This window comes from Vibrio sp. OY15 (assembly GCF_000742455.1).
In the GTDB taxonomy this organism is placed as follows: Bacteria; Pseudomonadota; Gammaproteobacteria; order Enterobacterales; family Vibrionaceae; genus Vibrio; species Vibrio alginolyticus.
Genome location: NZ_JPIL01000002.1, coordinates 31,520 through 48,064, shown reverse-complemented (window position 1 = coordinate 48,064; position 16,545 = coordinate 31,520). Strand labels below are relative to the sequence as shown.

Here is a 16,545-nt window from a genome sequence, read left to right as displayed (position 1 = left end):
TTAATTGATTCAACGTGCAGTGCATATCTATATCTCTTAAGCCAATTGACTGGATAGCCAATACGTATATAGCTCTGATTTGGAAAGAGTTTAGGGGATTCTCGCCAGCCGAGCTTATGTTCGCGGAGTATTATGAGACTGTGATCTTTGATTGTCTAGATATGCAAAATAATGCAAACATATCGTTACTAGCAGTTAGGTTTTGAGAACGTGACCTATACCGCATAATAATTGAGGATATGTATATTTGTTCGTGTCACGTGACGCCGTAACACCGTAATTATATTGCCACAGAAGGGTAATTGTCGTGGCGAGTTTCAAAAAAACCTCTTTTAGTTTCAGTTCTATACAGAACTGAAACTAACTTATCCAATGTTTTGTCGCTGTTCATCGACACAAAAAGACATAAAATCCAATAAAAACAATAACTTATCAAATATCTAAGATTGCTTTCTAATCCTGGCATTTTGTGTGAAAAAACCTAAATATTCCATAGGAATATTGATAAAAAGTGGCTTCTTGCTGGTGGCGTTTTGAGCACTGTTGCGTTATTTGTCAAAGGTTGATTAATCGGTCACTTTTGGAACTCTTTGTACTTTCAATTGAAGTATTCCGAACAGAGTTGAAAAGGATATTCCTTTAGAATATATTATATTCCGAGCAAACACTGGAATTTTACTAAAAAAGGATCAGCAAAAATGTTTAAAAAAAATGAATTGGTGTCGCTTTCGGATGAGTGGTCGAGCAAACGCAGTGCCATCCAAGAGCGCCACCACGACCTTATTCTTATCTCTTTGGATGAGCTAATTAATGAATGTGGAGGCCAAGAACAAGCCGCCGCCGTCATTCGCAATTTCTACGGCTTCCCTTGTGTGCAAGGTACGATCAGCAAGGCTCGAAAAGGTAATAATGCGCTAAAGATTCGCTCTCAACTTCGCTTTGCCATAAACACAATTAAAGAAGCTCAAAGCATCCAAGCACAAACCAAGATGATCAACCACTTTGGCCGCTTACCTGTTCACCACGACTTCGTGCGTGTCGATGGCGAACTAGGCTTATTCTTGGGATTTGGCTTGTTATCCCGAACCCTACAAATTCAAGTGTTCGTTGGTGGCGAGTTTAAAACGGTTAATGCTAATCACGTGGAGTTGATCTAATGGCTGCTTTCCCTGCGCGTGACTTAGACGAGTTGGAAAAAATAATCCGTTTAATGGATGACATTAACCCGCTTATCTCTATGATGATTGAAATGGAGGTTCGTACAGGTTTACGTTATTGCGACATTTCGAAGCTAAAATTCAGCGATGTGATGATAAATGGCGTGATCCGGTCGTCATTTAGCATTGTTCAATCAAAAGGTTTTAAAGGCCGTATGACCCGAGGTAAGAGCGAAAAAGCCGCTAAAGAGGCCGCTCGAATCACCATTCACGTTAATGCCGAACTGGAAGAACTGATTAAACGTATCTACTTACACAATGGGCATAATGAGTTGATGTTTCAATCTAATCACCACTTGGCCAAAAAGGGCAATGCGATCAGCATCCAGTATATCAACCGAGCGTATAAGCGCATAGCAATGGAGTTGAGATTGCCATATCAGCTATCAACACACTCGATGCGAAAAATGTACGCCATGCTCCTGCTTGAAAAGAAAGCCTCTTTGAAAGTGATTAAGGACGCGCTTGGTCACTCTAGTGTTGCCGTGACTGACCACTACTTAAGAACGTTCCACGACGAAGCGAAAGAGTACACAACAGGCATTTCATTAAAACCAAAGGCAGAATAGAGGGAGGGGAAATTATGTGTAAGGCTCTAATGAACGCGAACTTACGAGTAAACGAATTTAAGCTTCGACAACAGGAACTTTCCCGAACCTCAATTCCGAATGACCTTAAACCAAAGGTAAGAGAATTAATGAAAAAAGGGTTCAGCAAAAAGGCAACCAAGCTGGTGCTTGGTTGCAGTTATGACGACCTAAAGACTATCAATCTGTCGCATTAATTAGGAATATAAGAAAACATAGTTACACTGTAACGTTATCCATTTGGCCAAGAAAGGGCAACAATGGCCAGCCAAATCCAACCGAAAGGAATTACATGTTTTGTTTATTTGAGGGTTATAGAGTGTCAGAGTGTCGTAACGCTTATGCTTATTTCGTATCTAACACAGGCTATCGATTCATCACCAAGAAAAAGACCTGTTATGCCGTTAGTGTGCCTAAGCCGGAAGGGGGCTATATTCGTCGCTCTGTCGGGTTTGTTCGCATTGGTGAAAAGAAAGGTCTACGCAAGGCAACCAAAATACGCAACCAAATCGGCAAGGAACTATGGGGGCGTTGTTGGGATCGCGTTCGTAAGCAATTCAACTTGCTGGCGCGCTTGCCGAAAAGTCTTGAACCACGGTTAACTACCATCGATGGTAAGCAATACTACGTAGCGCGGTACACCAAGTACGATGAGAACAACCAGAAGCATGAGCATTCCATTAAGGTAAGTGTGAACGCTTATGGGAAATTGGCGGCATGGACGATTGCTAAGAGAAAGTTACTCAAGGCTCACAGCGATGTAATGGACGTATTGTTACACATTGAAAAAGTTAGTAGTGTACGGTTAAAGTAATATTCTATCCATTTATAATAATTCCGAACACTAGTTCCTAATATACTAATATTCATTAGTTAGTGACAATGCGATGAGGGGGCCATAGAGACATATATGAAAGTACGTATTCTCGGTCAAATGTTTGCGGCTACTGTAATTGTGCAACTTAGGCTTTATAAGTCCAATTTCATAAGAAGTTAAACATCTTCAATGGTAACGGGTATCACGATTTGTGAAAACAGTGTAAGTTATTAATCTGTTGTGTTTTTTGTATTTAGAATTGGCCCCATTAAGTATTCTAAAATGGTCCTCTTTCCAGTTATTATGTCAACTGATGTTGTCATTCCTGGAATGATTGGTAGATCTTTATCACCGAGATTAGTTTTATCAGTACGTATACGTACTACATAAAAGTCGTTACCTTCTTCATCCTGGATTGTGTCTGCACTAATGTGTTCCAACTCCCCTTTTAAACCACCGTACTTACTAAAATCATAAGCGGTAAGTTTGACAATAACAGGTAGCTCAGGACGTAAAAATGCAATATCTTTTGGTGCTATTTTTGCCTCTATCAGTAGAGCGTCTTCGGTTGGCACAATTTCAACGATATCCATACCTGGTTGAATAACTCCACCAACTGTATTTATGCTCAACGTTTTAATTTTTCCCGTTACTGGTGAGTAAACCACGGTTCTATTGACTTTATCTTCTAAGTTAACTGTAGACTTTACCAAAGAAGATAGTTGATCTTGGGTGCTATTAAGTTTTTCTTGTTGTTCAGATCGGAATTGTAGCGCGACCTCTATTCGTTTAAGCATGAACTCTTGAATTAATGACTCTAATACGGGAATTTTAAGCTTGCTAGATGTCATTTCACGCCTGCTATCATTGGCTTGTCGTTGTAATTTAAGTAATTCAATGCGTGGAACTATACCTTCGTCAGCTAGAGGTTTGGTAATATCCAGTTCTTTTTTTGCATATTGATAACTCCTACGTAAGTTTTCTACTCGCGCTTTTATTTCAATCAAATCCTGTTGTTTCTGTATGACTTGCTGATCAATCACTGATAGCTGGTTGCGTATATTATTTAAGTTTTCTAGATACTCAGCTTTTTGACGTAGGGCTAGTTCAGGTTGAGTTTCTTCTAAAAATGATGGGAACATTAGCTGGTCGTAGTTTAGTGTGACATTTTGTCGCCAATCTTTAATTTCAAAGTCATTGTTAACTTGAACGCTATTTATCGAGGCTGTCAATTGTAATACAGATGCACTCAAGTTAGCGACTTGTTGTTCATGCTCACGAAAATCTGAACGAAAGAGCGTGTCATCAATGAGAATTAATGGTTGACCTTTTTCGACTAATTGACCTTCTTTTACTAAAATTTCTTTAATTAACCCGCCTTCCAAGTTTTGAATAACTTGAACCTGTGAGGAAGGAATGACTTTCCCTAAACCCACAATGACTTTATCTATCTCAGAAAAAGATGCCCAACCAACCATCACAATTGAAATACTCACCATTATCCAGAGCAAAAAACGAGCACTCCTAGGACTTGTTAAGAGTAAGGCTGCGACCTTGTCATTAACAAACTCTAACTCTTCATCGTTAAGTTTGTTGTAGTTCTTTTGTTTCATGTTTGCGCTCATTTATAATAATTTAGTTTTAGTATACCAACTTTAACACCTTGAAGGCTGAAACGACCTAATATGGAAAAATCAGTACGATAGACCGGGTACAGAAAACGGCCTTTTAACTCATATAGGTTGCTCGATGATTATAGTAGGATGAGAAGGAACAATTTGGGTGTCAAAATGTTACTTAAAGTATTCTAGAGCAGCTCATATGGCGCGCTTGCGTGATCTGTAACGTGCATTATTAGTATAAAAAGAGAAAATAAAGCTATCTTTAATTTTTGAAACGTGTATAGTTGATTTTGCTCTGACGAAGAGTTGTTTGAAGATAAAAAATATAAAGTAAGTTTTCCAGTGTCATCCCTAGCAAGTTTTTCTCTGTATCTCCCTTAATTCTATATCCTTAAAATAATACTTATGTTCAGTGCACCTTAATTTTAATTTATATAAGGGGCATAATATGTCTAATCAAGTAATTGGTACAGTAAAGTGGTTTAATGAAGCTAAAGGCTTCGGTTTCATTTCTCAAAATAACGGCGACGACCTATTCGTTCACTTCCGCAATATCGTTGGGGATGGATTTAAAAAACTTATTGAAGGCGACAAGGTTTCTTTTACCGTAGGTAAAGGTCCTAAAGGGCTTCAAGCAGAAAATGTAACGACGTTGTAATAGTCTTACAAAACTTAGCTTCCTTATCGCTTGTAAGCCAGTGGTAAGGAAGTAGTAGCTCTGATCAATAGTTGTTTCAGATAAAAAAGTATAAAGTCAGTTTTCCCAGCGTCATCCTTAATAAGTTTCTCTGTAAGCTCCCTTCATTCTATATCATAAAATAACGCATGTTCAGTACACCCTAATCATTAAGTAAGGGGCATTGTATGTCTAATAAAACCATTGATTTAATAAATGTATCTAATAATAAAAAAATCAGTAGAAAGAAAAAATCAAATAGTAAAAAATCAAAACTTGACCTACTTCAAAGAATAACAAGTGGCCAAAGTGGTGTAGTTTTGGAGGTTTTATTTTGAAGAATAATGGTAGAAAGAAAATTTGGTTTAAATTAAGAAATAGAAATAAAATTTTTGAAAGCCAAACTCATAATTAATTTTTCTTGACGTATTTTATCTTATCAATATTAACTATTGACCCTAGAGTGGTACGTTAACGAACATCGCCAGTTTTTGAGCCATTTGCTCATCAACAAGACCATTCCAATAGCTCAGTCCAAACACCATTGAGAGGCGAAATAGCTCGGTGAAGTAGTCTGCTACCTCACTACATTAACCAAATGTCAGGTAACAGATTAAGTTTTACCCGTAGTGTTTTATGGACACCGGTAAAGAACACAGTAAAACGTTGATAACTGACTCATTAGCCGACTAATCCTAATATTCTTGAGCAGTTTGTTCCATTTCTTGGACGAGACTGAACTTGTCCATTACTTTCTCTAAGCGCTCTGTCGAATACCTTACCCAAATCATCAATCTTGTCGCGCCGTTTTTTCTTGTAGGCGATGTCGCTTGAGCTACACATTAGCCGGTAATTGGCGGGTTAGTTTCAGTTCTGTAAGAAGTGAAACTAAATTGACTAGATTCCTGACGGGGAACTATTTCAGTAATTCGGCCCAACCAAACTACTGGAATAAGTTATTTAATGTTAATACCTAATCGAACTGATATGCCTAGAACGTTGGCCAGCCCGATAAGTGACGATAAAGAAGGGTTGTCGCGCGGGTGTAAGGTGTTATCCATACCTTTGGCCTTGGCAACGGTAGCTAAGGCTTCTGCAATGATCTCGGGCTCGCCAGTGCTGGCCGCTTCATCAATATAGGCTTGGATAGTCTGTTGGTTGGTTAAGTATTCGGATGGCTCTAACTCTTTTAATTGAGAGGTCACATGATCACTCTCTTTCACAATAAGACCACTCACCTGATTAACTTGCTGTATCGCGGTTTGAACGGCTTCGCCGTATGAGTCAGCTTCTCGGTCGAAATCGATACGAATATCGCTGCCAGATGCAGATACGGTGCAATCATTGGCACCAACCCCAACGAGCGCATTAGATAGCTCGCAAAGCGTGTCTGCGTTCATGTCGCCTTGGAACCTGGCCATCAGTGCAAAATCAAACTCTTTCAATCATCAATCCTCTCTTTAAGCAATTAGTGGCATTTTAGCCTTAACCGTAAAAAAAGCCACCGTGCTGGTGGCTTATGGTTAGCTTCGTAACTCGTTTTCTCGATATTGCTCTATTGATTGCTCCAAATGCTCTGCGTTCTTGGGTGAGCTCATCAAGTGATCAGTTTCCGATAGGATTTCTTCCCAATCCGGTTCTTCCAACGTTGGCCACAACATCAAATCATCGATGTCAACGTCCTTAAAACCAATCTTTGAGTAGTAGCCTTTAAGCGTCTCTACGCTTTCCTCGGAGCGATCTTCTAACGGGAACGCCTTTAGACCAATAATGTCGTAAATCGACGTGAATCGCGCAATAAAGTCCTCAATTAAGGCTTTAGAATACTTGTTGCCTCGATGCTCTTTCTTCACTTTCAGTTCGTGGATGACAATAAGGCGATCTGGTTCTGGACAGACTCCCCAACGCATTTCTACGTTGCGTTCTTCAATGCTTGCTTTTAGCAAATAATTATCATCAAGGACTTGAACAAAGTGATAGATGCTACCGTCCACATCCAGTAAATCGTGACAGTTTGTAATGTTTGATGCTCTGGCCAAGTCCACGATGTAGAAATCACAAGTAGCAACTTCGGTTTCAGCTCCACTCTCTTTATCAAGAGCAAACATGCTTGCCGTCATAACGTTGATACATGACTCAACATCATCTGAATAAGGCGCGGTACTTAAGGCGTAGTTAATGATCATTGCTTCTGTTCCTTATCTGGTGCTGGTGGCTTAATGAGGGTCGATGGCAATTGAAGAGAACTGGCCACACCATCCTTTGTCAAGACGAACCGGACACCCCTGACTTTAACTCCAAATTACCGCCAAGCCGCTCATGAATTGAGGATATTTTAGATGCGAGCTCAGTTAAAACTCCTAATTTAGCCCCGTAAGGTAATCTTTCTCTTTCATTCTCGATGCACTCACAAAGCAGGGCTAGAGCGTCAAGCTCTTCCGAAAGAAAATCCTCAATATTGCTAAAGTCATAACGTCGATACATGAAACTAGAAAAATCATAAAGCTCCCCGCTTGACCAATTTGTTAACATCTGATCAAAATCTTTCTTCTGGAGGTGTTGTAGGAAAGGTTTGGAGCCGTACTTTTGTTCAGTAGCTTCGACACAGCTGTGCCAAGACTGCACTAACTGCTCTTTGTAGACTGCCATTTCACTCGCCTGCATACCAGTAGCTTTATCGCATAAAAATTCAGATATTACGTTTAGCAAACGACTGTTTTGTACATAGTACCCTATATCTCTACCAAGCATATTCACATACGCTGCTGACTCAAATATGAATTTATCAAAAATTTTCTTGATATTAGAAACAAACTCGTCGAAATCATATTCTATATATCTGTGTTCTATCATAAACGAATAGGCACTACAGGCTCTGCACCAATTGACAAAATCCGTTGGTTTTGGGTTGTCTATGTATTGCTTAAATCTTGACAACCGCTCTGACAACCACAAGTCGTCATGTCTACGAAACTGATAATCCAATATTTCTTGAATGTCATCAGTTGCTACAGGCAACTTCATCTCGGTTTCTAAATCTTTAAACCTGTTATCATAGGCTGCTATATATCTTACGTGGCTATCGGTGGTGTGAGGCCTAAGAGGATGGATTAAACTTCTGAGCAACTCTATCCTTTTATCTTGTTCAGTTTCCCCCTTTGTTTTCCTATGGATGAGTGGATTTTCATGTAGGGCTTGCAAGACCTCGTCCAAGGAAAATTCATGATGGAAGATAGCGAAGCATGTCGCTAGTGATGTAATAAGATTGTGTTCATCGATTTGTCTGTAGTCCAATTCATCCTTTCGAATAAATAGATTACTTATGGCATAAAAACGATCTACAGCGCGCCTAATTATGCGAATATTATCTACCTCATACTTGCGAAGCATATCTTCAATAATTTGCTTCGCCTCATTTGATAAGGTCTTTTCTTCAATATAGATTTGATCGATAACTGACATTAAATCGGTAGGAGTTCGACTTAAGTGCACTATGTCACTAAACACTTTTTCGATGTCTGCCTTCTTCTCTATCTTTCCCTGATTTCCAATGACAACGATTTTTATATTCTTATTTTCACATAGATTTAGGCATTCGCCCAATATCTCTGACTTTACATTCTCGTTAGAAAGGCGCTCTAGATCGTCAATGAATAATACTCGATCATTCAACTGATTAAAGTAATGTTGCTTTACAATTGAACCAACATTACCAAGCGCTTTCCCTACTCCTCTAGTTCCCTCTAGTGTTTGCATGGCAAAATCGCCTACACCACTATAGCGCTTTGCGAACCACCCTGTTTGTTCATTACGACTGTACACAAGAGAAAGCAGCCGAGTTTTAAAATCATCCAGATCCGAAACACCGTATAAAGAGAGGTAATGCCCCTTATGTGTGGCTTTGTACTTATGCGTCAAATAGGGCATCAAGGTCTGCTTTACAAAATACGTTTTACCAACTCCCCAGTGCCCATCTAACAAAACTATGCTTGGAAAGCTAGATTCTTGGAGCAACTTATAAATACGTTCCTCAATTTTCATTATCAACCTTGTAAAATTAGAGCTATTCGTAGATCTAACCACAGATAGATAATTCTAGATATGCAGTTGATAACATTTATCAACTAAATTTCATAATAGATAGAATCGAGCCACCAACATCGTGGGTTTCTTGCGTTTGGCCGCTATCCAAAATCAAAGAGTGAATAAGTACATCACAATCAATGCCCTCTTTCTCGATCAAGTAAACCGTATCAGCTAGATAAGTTAAAAATTGATATTGGGAATCAATATCTGTGTAGCTTTCTTTGGCTTTGTAAGTAATCTCATCAAAATAAGCACAGAGTGAACCCCAAAACTTAACACTGCTACTTGCTGTCGCTTTCATCTCACAAATATGACCAACACGTAGTTTGATGTCAGTGAAAAATCGCTTTATCTGGTGGGCGTATGTGCCTCTCTGCATTAGCACTATACCAGGGTTAATTAATGGGTTTTACCGAAAAATCCATGAATTAAATTCATTTCTTAAATGGCTCCGATTGAGCGTAATCTAATCCTACCCCAGGATTATGGTAATCCTTTTTATTCCGAACATGTAAATTTATATCAATGTATGTTTTTTTGATATTAAGGGCTAAATTAGTTATTGCATATATTATTTTTGATATGGTAGTCTCACCACCCCATTCCGAACACACTTAATTCTTTGTAGAAAGTGACCGTAAAAACGTTCAATGCCAGCAAAGGCACTATTGTCCTGTCTAACCACGGAGCAACGGTGTCGATGGCCATTAACCGCGCCGCTGTCGCGGTAGCGAACGTGTGTGTGAGTTAGGTGTTAGGGAGTGTAGATGAGGAGAAAGCCTTTATTGAGGACGCAGACGAAAAAGCGATACGAAATGAAATGCCTCGCTTTTCCATGTGTGCAGATGTGGTTAGACAACTAGACAAGGCACTGACCAATGGCAATTCCAAAAACCAATTGAGCCTAATCATAGAGCTAATGGAAGCGCTACCACTAGATGGAACGGTCTACGAAATGCCACAACAAGTAGAGCTTATCCCGCACGATGAAATCTACATTGGATTTTTCGAGACTACCATCATTGACCGCATGCAAGGGCTAGGAATTATCACGTTATTAGGGGCATGATGATGAGCGCCAAGCCGTCAAACTCAATGAGCGTGATGATTTTCTAGCAAGTTGGTCGGCGGGAGTTAATGAGGCTCGCAATGGCTCAGATCTGCATTATGCAGACTACTACAACAACAAATATGCGTTTACTGCCGGATACGAGCACTAGCATAACCGCAACAAAAAGGCGTTAAAGGGAAGACTTACGCATTACTCAACAAGTAGAGAGTATTTATGTCATGGATTTATTGACGAGGATACGGGTGAAATTTGGCATCAATAACAAAAGGTAACTAACTATGAATTTGGGTAATCTACTTCTAGCAATTCTTGAGCAGAGAACACAAACAGGCTATGACCTAACAAACCGAACAATGCCTGAATCAGGCGCATGGCAAGCCAGCCACCAGCAAGTGTACCGCGAACTCGGTCGCATGACGGAAAAGGGGTTAGTGTCTCACGAAATTGAAGCGCAAGACGGTAAACCAGACCGCAAAAAATACAGTATAACTCAAGGCGGCGAACGTGTTCTGAACCTTTTACGCAACGAATCTACATGCGGTAACCTGTCTATCATTCGTAGTCCGGCATCAGTGATGCTGGAAATCGGCAGCGAGACTTACTTCAAGTCGTACATTGAAAAACTCAATCAAGAAATCACTCAACTCAAAGAGAAGTTGAACGCGCACCAGAAAGAGAAAGGTGTGTTCTGTGACAACTTCACACTGCATGTAGAACGCGACATTGATGTGCGAAAAGCAGAGCTTAAGTTTGCCGAACGTTCACTATCTATGATCACTTCCTCAAACATTGCTACGGAGAATGCTGCGTGAAACCTCGCAAAGCCGTTTATCTTTTAGTTGACTCGCCAGCGCTTAAACGAGCCAAAGAGTGTTTAACTCGAAATCAGCCTTGGGACTACGAGGGTAAGCTCATGAAGATCGTCAGCTTGGGGTAACGGATGCGTAACGATGAAGGCAAGCCATGCCATCGGGTTTTGATTGAGAGTAACTTTTGATAGGTACAAAAAAACCGCGAATAAACGCGGTTTTTTTGCGGCTGGCCTTAGCAAACAGTTCGAATCAGCAAATTCGAGTTACCAGCCTTTTCATGTTCCACCAGCAAATGTGAAACAAGAGCAAGCAAATAGTAGGTGTTTTTAATGGCTTTGACAATAGCAGAGAAACTTCAAAGACAACGAGAGAAGCAAAAACAATCAATGGAACGGGCGCGAGCAAAGCAAATCGCCAAAATGAACGATCCCGAGGAACGGCAGAAACGCTTCAAAAAGCAATTACAGCAGCAAGAGCGTCAGCGCCAGCGACAAATCGAGCGCTTAAATGATCCCGAATACCAGAAAAAGCAGCGTGACAAACAGCAACAGCGCATCGAGCGTCAAAAAGCGAAGCCTGTAGCGAAGAAACCGACCAAAAAGATCGCCAGTAAGGGATTGAAAGGCCGAACGCCCATGGCAGAGGAAAGGCGCATCATGGATGCCATTGGCCGCTTACCATGTATTGCGTGTTGGCTGCATGGCCGAGAGAATCCGGTGATTTCCTTGCATCATGTGTTTGGTCGTGTTGGAGAACGGGCGCATGCGTATGTATTACCCTTGTGTTGTTATCACCACGACACGCTACTAGAAGCGGAGAAGCGCGCTCAGTATCCCGATATGATACCTATCCACGCAAAAGGGAAGTACGGCGGGAAAGCGCAATGGAAGATCCACAACGGTACAGAGATAGAGCTGTTGTTTAAGGTCTATAATCTGGCGGGATTGCCACTTGAATTGCTCGAAAACATTTACCCTAAATATTCCGAACATTAATTAATATAAACACCATTAACAGGGCTAAAAAGCTTGGTTAATGGTGTTAAACTGACCAAGACTCCCCATCTTAAAAAGCGCGCTTAGAGGTCACAACATGGCACGAACGCGCATAGCTGTACTTACTCTATCATCTGGCCAGCCACGACTTATGCTTGCTGGTGTAGATGATGGTCAACTCCATATCATCGAATGCCAACAATTAGAGCGCTCATTGATGAGCCTTAAGCTGACTTTGCCCGAGAAGTTAGAAAAGCTCAAAAAAGGCGGTTTTATTGTGCTGGTGGACGAGGTTACGCCCTACTTTTCGAAGTATGGGCGCGCCGTTCGCCTGTCCGAACTGGACGCAAAAGGCAGACCGATCATTGTGTCGGCAATGGAAGCCTATAACTATCTCACATCCCTAAGTGCTATCACCTACCCGCCTAACGCTGGTGGCCGCTTCGAAGTGTCGCCGTCCATCGTAGAAGAAGTACGGGGAACGGATGGTAAACCAACGTACAACATTGACTGGTCAGAACTGCGCCCTGATACCTACGCGCTCATGTTTGTGGTCTATGCAGCTACACAAGACAGTATCGGCGACACGGTAACGCTTAAGAGCTTGTTTGGCCTGTTACGTAAGCCCAAGAAAGAGCCAGGAATGGCCTCGCGCGCAATGGGATTGTTCAAGGCAAAAACGGGGCTAATCGCAGACGGTAAGTATCGTATGGGGGGTGATCATGAGTAAGTTATCCCGCCTCTCAGCAGAGAACATCGAGGACGATATTCTACGGGCGCATTTCTTTGCCATCGTCATGGAATACGTCAACCGTTCGGGCAATACCGATCTGTTTGAGTACACCATTCGACTTGATGAGGTTTATCGTGCGGATCTTGTCTCTTACAGAGCTTACGCCACGGTTGAGCTTGATTGGCTGGTAAGTCTGGTCTGTGACGTAGACGACCCAATGAATCCGCTACCTGTTGGCGAAACCATCAAACTGCCACCAGCATCTTGGGTGCGTCGTTCCATGCGTCAATTCATGGACGAAATGGGGCTGTAACTTATGCCGAAGAAGTTTGAAGCGGAGAAACGGGATAACGGCTCATTTGCCAGCCTTGGCCTCAATGAGAGACAGTTCAACCAGCTATTCAACAAGATTGAACGGGCGCAAAAGAAAAACCGCCGCAATGCCAAGCGAACGCTGACCGCCTCAACGCTGGCCAAGCCAACTAATAAGGCATTAAAAGCGCTAGGCGAAAAGGCTAAAGGGCAACGGTTTACCAAAGAAGACCTGATCAAGTTCGACAAGGCTCGCCAGCGACACAAAGAGGTCTATGACAGTAAGACAGCGGGTATCACCTACGCCTTTTTGGTGAAGAACTCGCGTCAAATTGACATAGACCGCGCTAACAACCGTGTCGATGACGGTACGGGTATTCACAAGGCCACGTTGATCGGCATTAAGAACAATATCGTGCTTATTCGTGTCCGAGCCTCAAGCGTGTCTAGACATGAAGAACACCGAGTAAAAGTGCGTCTTGAGCAGTGGGATGAACTACTACACGAATCGCCTAATGGGGATTACAACCAAGCGGTGCAACTGGCGTGTGCTGGCCGTATTTCCTTTGATTGCGACTGCGGACGTCACCAGTATTGGTATCGATACTTGGCCACTATGGGTAACTACTGTATAGCGCCGCCTAAAGAGTTTGCATTCCCGAAAATCCGAAACCCTGAATTGTCCGGTGTGGCATGTAAACACGTCCTTAAGGCAACAACCATGCTGCAATCACTGGCATGGCAACGCATCTTGGCCAACCAAATGAAACAGCAAGCGCGCCGTGTTGGTTTTGGCTCAGATAACAAAACGTACTTGCTCAACGAGAAAGAGAAGAAAGCCGCCGCTCGCAACCGTAAAACAATGGTGGATAAGGCCGCAGCTACGCGCGAACACGCGAAATATCTACGTGCTCAGAACGCAATGGAAAAACAGATCGCCAAACAGAAACGGGAAAGCGAAACTATTAAGCGCCAAGCGCGCAAACTGCGTCAGGAGTCCAACGAGAAGAAAGGTTATATCGATATGATTAAGGTCGGCTTCCAGAACTTCCATGACGGCTACAAGCTGCAAGGAAAGACTAAGAGTGAAGCTCTGACCAACTTCGCAAAATTGATGAACGTAACACCAAGCAGATTAGAGAGAATCATCAAATGAGTGACGCAGTTAAACCTGTAGTAAGAAAGGCTCGATACCAAGGCCATGTGCCCTTTAACCGTGTTTTAAGGGATGATTGGATTAAGGCCATCAAACTATCACCTGATCACTTTGAAGCGTCCCTTTATCGCCCTGCGGATCCAGAACTGGAACCAACGGATGATAATTACCAAAGCGAGTCAGTGTTAGAGCTAGAAACCAACCAAGACACGCTTACTTATCGTGAGCCAGAGCTGGTGGCTTTATTAGCTTGTCCAGATGAGCAAGAGAACTTTTTCATGATGGACGATGGCGACGAAAACCTTGGCGAGTCCTTAGAACCGCTAATGCTGCGTATTGCTTCGCACCATGTTCCTATTGGTAGTGTACTGGAATGGGATGAAGAAAACGCCGAGGGATTACGAACCGTGTGGTGGTACGTACATAAAGCCGTTGGCTATGGCACAGCGAATGTGGGCGTGATTTATATCTGCATACCAATGCGTGATTTTAACAAATTACTTAAGTAGAAAATTCACCACATAATGCAGCACCACCTTTAATGGCTAGGGTGCTCCCTGCAAAAGAGCAGAGAGGGGAATACAACATCTTAATTTATAACATTTGCGATGTTATTTAATTTTCTATCCAATAAAGCAATGGGGATTGGACGACTTAAATAGAACCCTTGAACTAGCTCACAATCTAACTCTTCTAGAACACACAACTGTTCAAGGGTCTCTACCCCTTCAGCAACGACTTGAATACCAAATCCCTTTGCGATGTTGACGATGCCGGAAGTGATCGCTCTTGAGCGATAATCAATAGCGATGTTTTTAATGAAGCTTCGATCTATTTTTATTTCATCGACATCCAACTTGTTGAATATTGCAAATGAGGTATAGCCAACACCGAAGTCATCAATAGAGAACTTTACACCAGATTTCTTGAGTTCTCTGACTAGACTTGCGCATTGATCAACATCGTTTAACGTTGCTGTCTCTGTGATTTCCAAGCAGAGGTATTGTGCAAAATCAAGATCTTTTTTTAAGTAATTTTCGATACGATGCATATCTTCAATGCTATTTAGCTCAGTAGCAGAAAGGTTCACTGATACCTCTTGAATGGCTCGTCCTAGAAGCTGAGTTTCTCTAAGTTGCTTTGATGCTTGCTTGAGGACTAGTTCTGTTAGAGCGCTGCAGAGATTGTTCTCTTCTGCCAGTGTGATAAATACTGCAGGAGATATATCTCCATATTCGGGGTGTTTCCATCGAGAGAGCACTTCAACTCCAGCGACTCTCTTATCTTTAAGGCAATACTTTGGTTGAAAAACAATCTGTATTTGGTTTTCTCGTATTGCGTTACGTAAGTCTGAAGTCATCTGCTGTCTCTGGAGCTCATGTTTAGCGAGTTCTTTGTCGTGGTAGCAGACAGTATTTTTCGTGATTTTTGCTTGAGCAAGTGCATATTTAGCTGACGACATGAGCTGTTTTACACTTTCCCCATCAAATGGATAAAGCGCAACACCAATGGAGCATGTCAAATCAATACCATGGCGTTTTGAATTTTGCTTAAACTGCCTTTGAATAAGTGCTAAGTGCATATCAACTTGATTTTCGCTTTCCATGCGAATCAAACAAGCAAACCCATCAGAATGCACCCTTGAAGAGAAAAGTGGAGAAACAGTAGAAGAGTTAATCGATTGTGCGATATCTTTTAGAAACAGATTGCTCTTTACAAAACCGATTCGGTCGGAAACGGGCTTAAAATTGTCTATATCGAGAAGAAATAAAACATAATGTTCATCCTTTTTTGTATTACGAAGCTTTTGTTCCAAATAGCGAAAAAAGACGTAGGGGCTATGTAAACCGGTTACATAGTCAATGTCATTGGCTCGTTCAATATACCTGTTGTTCTTTTTTATCAGCCCCCACAGCAAGAAAGAGGTGATCACAACAAATAGCATTCCTTTTAGAGACTGAACCAAGGTGTATACTTGTTGATTGTTAGATAGAAGCTCTACCGCTTTGTCTGAGAACAATACCCACATTGACGCGAATGCAAAGTAGGACAAAACGAGCTTAGCGGAGCTGAGAAAGTTTTTTTTCATATAAACCACAAATTACTCGTGTACAGCCCAAGGTTAAGAGCATACTTAAATAAGTAAACTATCACCACATTGCATATCAAGCTAGCAACATATCAATTAAATTTTCAAAATCATATTAGACACATGCTTTTACGGCTTAAGTTGACGTTTCGTCGTAACAAGAACCTCTAATTGCCCCCTCCTAATATGGTTCAGGTTTAGAGCTTAGTGGCTGTATGTTTGCCATCTATGTTGCTTATATGAGTTTCAAGAAAGATATAAGCTAATAAGGAAGTTGCATCTCAAACATAACTGAACTGTCAAATCTGTTCAAACTGGATTTAATCGATGTACAGTTACGAGTAGAATCACTTTTAATAGACCAATGGATG

At 41.5% G+C, this 16,545-nt stretch carries 18 protein-coding genes; 12 read left to right on the top strand and 6 right to left on the bottom strand.

Going from position 1 to position 16,545, the window contains the following annotated elements; all coding sequences use genetic code 11:
* Positions 1-698 precede the first annotated feature (698 nt).
* The 3 genes from IJ23_RS03545 (at position 699) to IJ23_RS03530 (ending at position 2,618) form a co-directional block, all read left to right on the top strand.
* Complete coding sequence (locus IJ23_RS03545; RefSeq protein ID WP_033905403.1) at positions 699-1,157, top strand: hypothetical protein; 459 nt, start codon at positions 699-701, stop codon at positions 1,155-1,157.
* Positions 1,157-1,786 carry a tyrosine-type recombinase/integrase gene (locus tag IJ23_RS03540; protein WP_033905402.1) on the top strand — a complete coding sequence of 210 codons (630 nt, stop codon included), beginning with the start codon at positions 1,157-1,159 and terminating at the stop codon, positions 1,784-1,786. Before IJ23_RS03545 ends, IJ23_RS03540 begins: the two co-directional genes overlap by 1 nt.
* A 310-nt stretch (positions 1,787-2,096) precedes the next feature.
* A complete protein-coding gene (locus IJ23_RS03530; RefSeq protein ID WP_017634092.1) occupies positions 2,097-2,618 on the top strand; it encodes a hypothetical protein in 522 nt (173 codons plus the stop codon).
* Between the two features lie 233 nt (positions 2,619-2,851).
* Here IJ23_RS03530 and IJ23_RS03525 read toward each other — a convergent pair whose 3' ends face one another.
* Positions 2,852-4,234: an HlyD family type I secretion periplasmic adaptor subunit gene (locus IJ23_RS03525; RefSeq protein WP_033905400.1), complete on the bottom strand. Its 1,383-nt coding sequence runs from the start codon at positions 4,232-4,234 to the stop codon at positions 2,852-2,854.
* Between the two features lie 457 nt (positions 4,235-4,691).
* Here IJ23_RS03525 and IJ23_RS03520 point away from each other — a divergent pair, with 457 nt between their 5' ends.
* Together IJ23_RS03520 and IJ23_RS25375 are read left to right on the top strand one after the other, a co-directional pair.
* The gene (locus IJ23_RS03520) at positions 4,692-4,901 is read left to right on the top strand and encodes a cold-shock protein (RefSeq protein ID WP_017634094.1); all 210 of its coding nucleotides are present in this window, start codon (positions 4,692-4,694) and stop codon (positions 4,899-4,901) included.
* 206 nt (positions 4,902-5,107) lie between these two features.
* Positions 5,108-5,257 (top strand): hypothetical protein, encoded by a 150-nt coding sequence (locus IJ23_RS25375; RefSeq protein ID WP_170897592.1) that lies wholly within the window; start codon positions 5,108-5,110, stop codon positions 5,255-5,257.
* 618 nt (positions 5,258-5,875) lie between these two features.
* Here IJ23_RS25375 and IJ23_RS25530 read toward each other — a convergent pair.
* From IJ23_RS25530 to IJ23_RS03500, 4 genes are all read right to left on the bottom strand, one after another.
* Positions 5,876-6,364 (bottom strand): helix-turn-helix domain-containing transcriptional regulator, encoded by a 489-nt coding sequence (locus IJ23_RS25530; protein ID WP_033905399.1) that lies wholly within the window; start codon positions 6,362-6,364, stop codon positions 5,876-5,878.
* 78 nt (positions 6,365-6,442) lie between these two features.
* Positions 6,443-7,105 carry a hypothetical protein gene (locus tag IJ23_RS03510; protein ID WP_230623504.1) on the bottom strand — a complete coding sequence of 221 codons (663 nt, stop codon included), beginning with the start codon at positions 7,103-7,105 and terminating at the stop codon, positions 6,443-6,445.
* A gap of 79 nt (positions 7,106-7,184) precedes the next feature.
* Positions 7,185-8,960, bottom strand: coding sequence for a P-loop NTPase fold protein (locus IJ23_RS03505; RefSeq protein ID WP_033905398.1), 1,776 nt, complete (start codon positions 8,958-8,960; stop codon positions 7,185-7,187).
* 79 nt (positions 8,961-9,039) lie between these two features.
* Positions 9,040-9,384 carry a hypothetical protein gene (locus IJ23_RS03500; RefSeq protein WP_033905397.1) on the bottom strand — a complete coding sequence of 115 codons (345 nt, stop codon included), beginning with the start codon at positions 9,382-9,384 and terminating at the stop codon, positions 9,040-9,042.
* A 372-nt stretch (positions 9,385-9,756) separates the two neighbouring features.
* Here IJ23_RS03500 and IJ23_RS03495 point away from each other — a divergent pair, with 372 nt between their 5' ends.
* The 7 genes from IJ23_RS03495 (at position 9,757) to IJ23_RS03465 (ending at position 14,594) form a co-directional block, all read left to right on the top strand.
* Entirely contained in the window at positions 9,757-10,074 is a 318-nt protein-coding gene (locus tag IJ23_RS03495; RefSeq protein ID WP_033905396.1) for a hypothetical protein, read from the top strand.
* 281 nt (positions 10,075-10,355) lie between these two features.
* Positions 10,356-10,889 (top strand): PadR family transcriptional regulator, encoded by a 534-nt coding sequence (locus IJ23_RS23715; RefSeq protein WP_050550053.1) that lies wholly within the window; start codon positions 10,356-10,358, stop codon positions 10,887-10,889.
* Positions 10,890-11,218: 329 nt separating this feature from the next.
* The gene (locus IJ23_RS03485; RefSeq protein WP_200877244.1) at positions 11,219-11,884 is read left to right on the top strand and encodes a Ref family recombination enhancement nuclease; all 666 of its coding nucleotides are present in this window, start codon (positions 11,219-11,221) and stop codon (positions 11,882-11,884) included.
* 97 nt (positions 11,885-11,981) lie between these two features.
* Entirely contained in the window at positions 11,982-12,614 is a 633-nt protein-coding gene (locus tag IJ23_RS03480) for a hypothetical protein (protein ID WP_033905395.1), read from the top strand.
* A complete protein-coding gene (locus IJ23_RS03475; RefSeq protein ID WP_024703879.1) occupies positions 12,607-12,930 on the top strand; it encodes a hypothetical protein in 324 nt (107 codons plus the stop codon). Before IJ23_RS03480 ends, IJ23_RS03475 begins: the two co-directional genes overlap by 8 nt.
* A gap of 3 nt (positions 12,931-12,933) precedes the next feature.
* Positions 12,934-14,085: a hypothetical protein gene (locus tag IJ23_RS03470; RefSeq protein ID WP_042522703.1), complete on the top strand. Its 1,152-nt coding sequence runs from the start codon at positions 12,934-12,936 to the stop codon at positions 14,083-14,085.
* Complete coding sequence (locus IJ23_RS03465; protein WP_050550052.1) at positions 14,082-14,594, top strand: hypothetical protein; 513 nt, start codon at positions 14,082-14,084, stop codon at positions 14,592-14,594. The genes IJ23_RS03470 and IJ23_RS03465 overlap by 4 nt, the downstream gene beginning before the upstream one ends.
* 80 nt (positions 14,595-14,674) lie before the next feature.
* Here IJ23_RS03465 and IJ23_RS03460 read toward each other — a convergent pair whose 3' ends face one another.
* Positions 14,675-16,174, bottom strand: coding sequence for a putative bifunctional diguanylate cyclase/phosphodiesterase (locus IJ23_RS03460; RefSeq protein ID WP_033905394.1), 1,500 nt, complete (start codon positions 16,172-16,174; stop codon positions 14,675-14,677).
* Between the last annotated feature and the right edge of the window lie 371 nt (positions 16,175-16,545).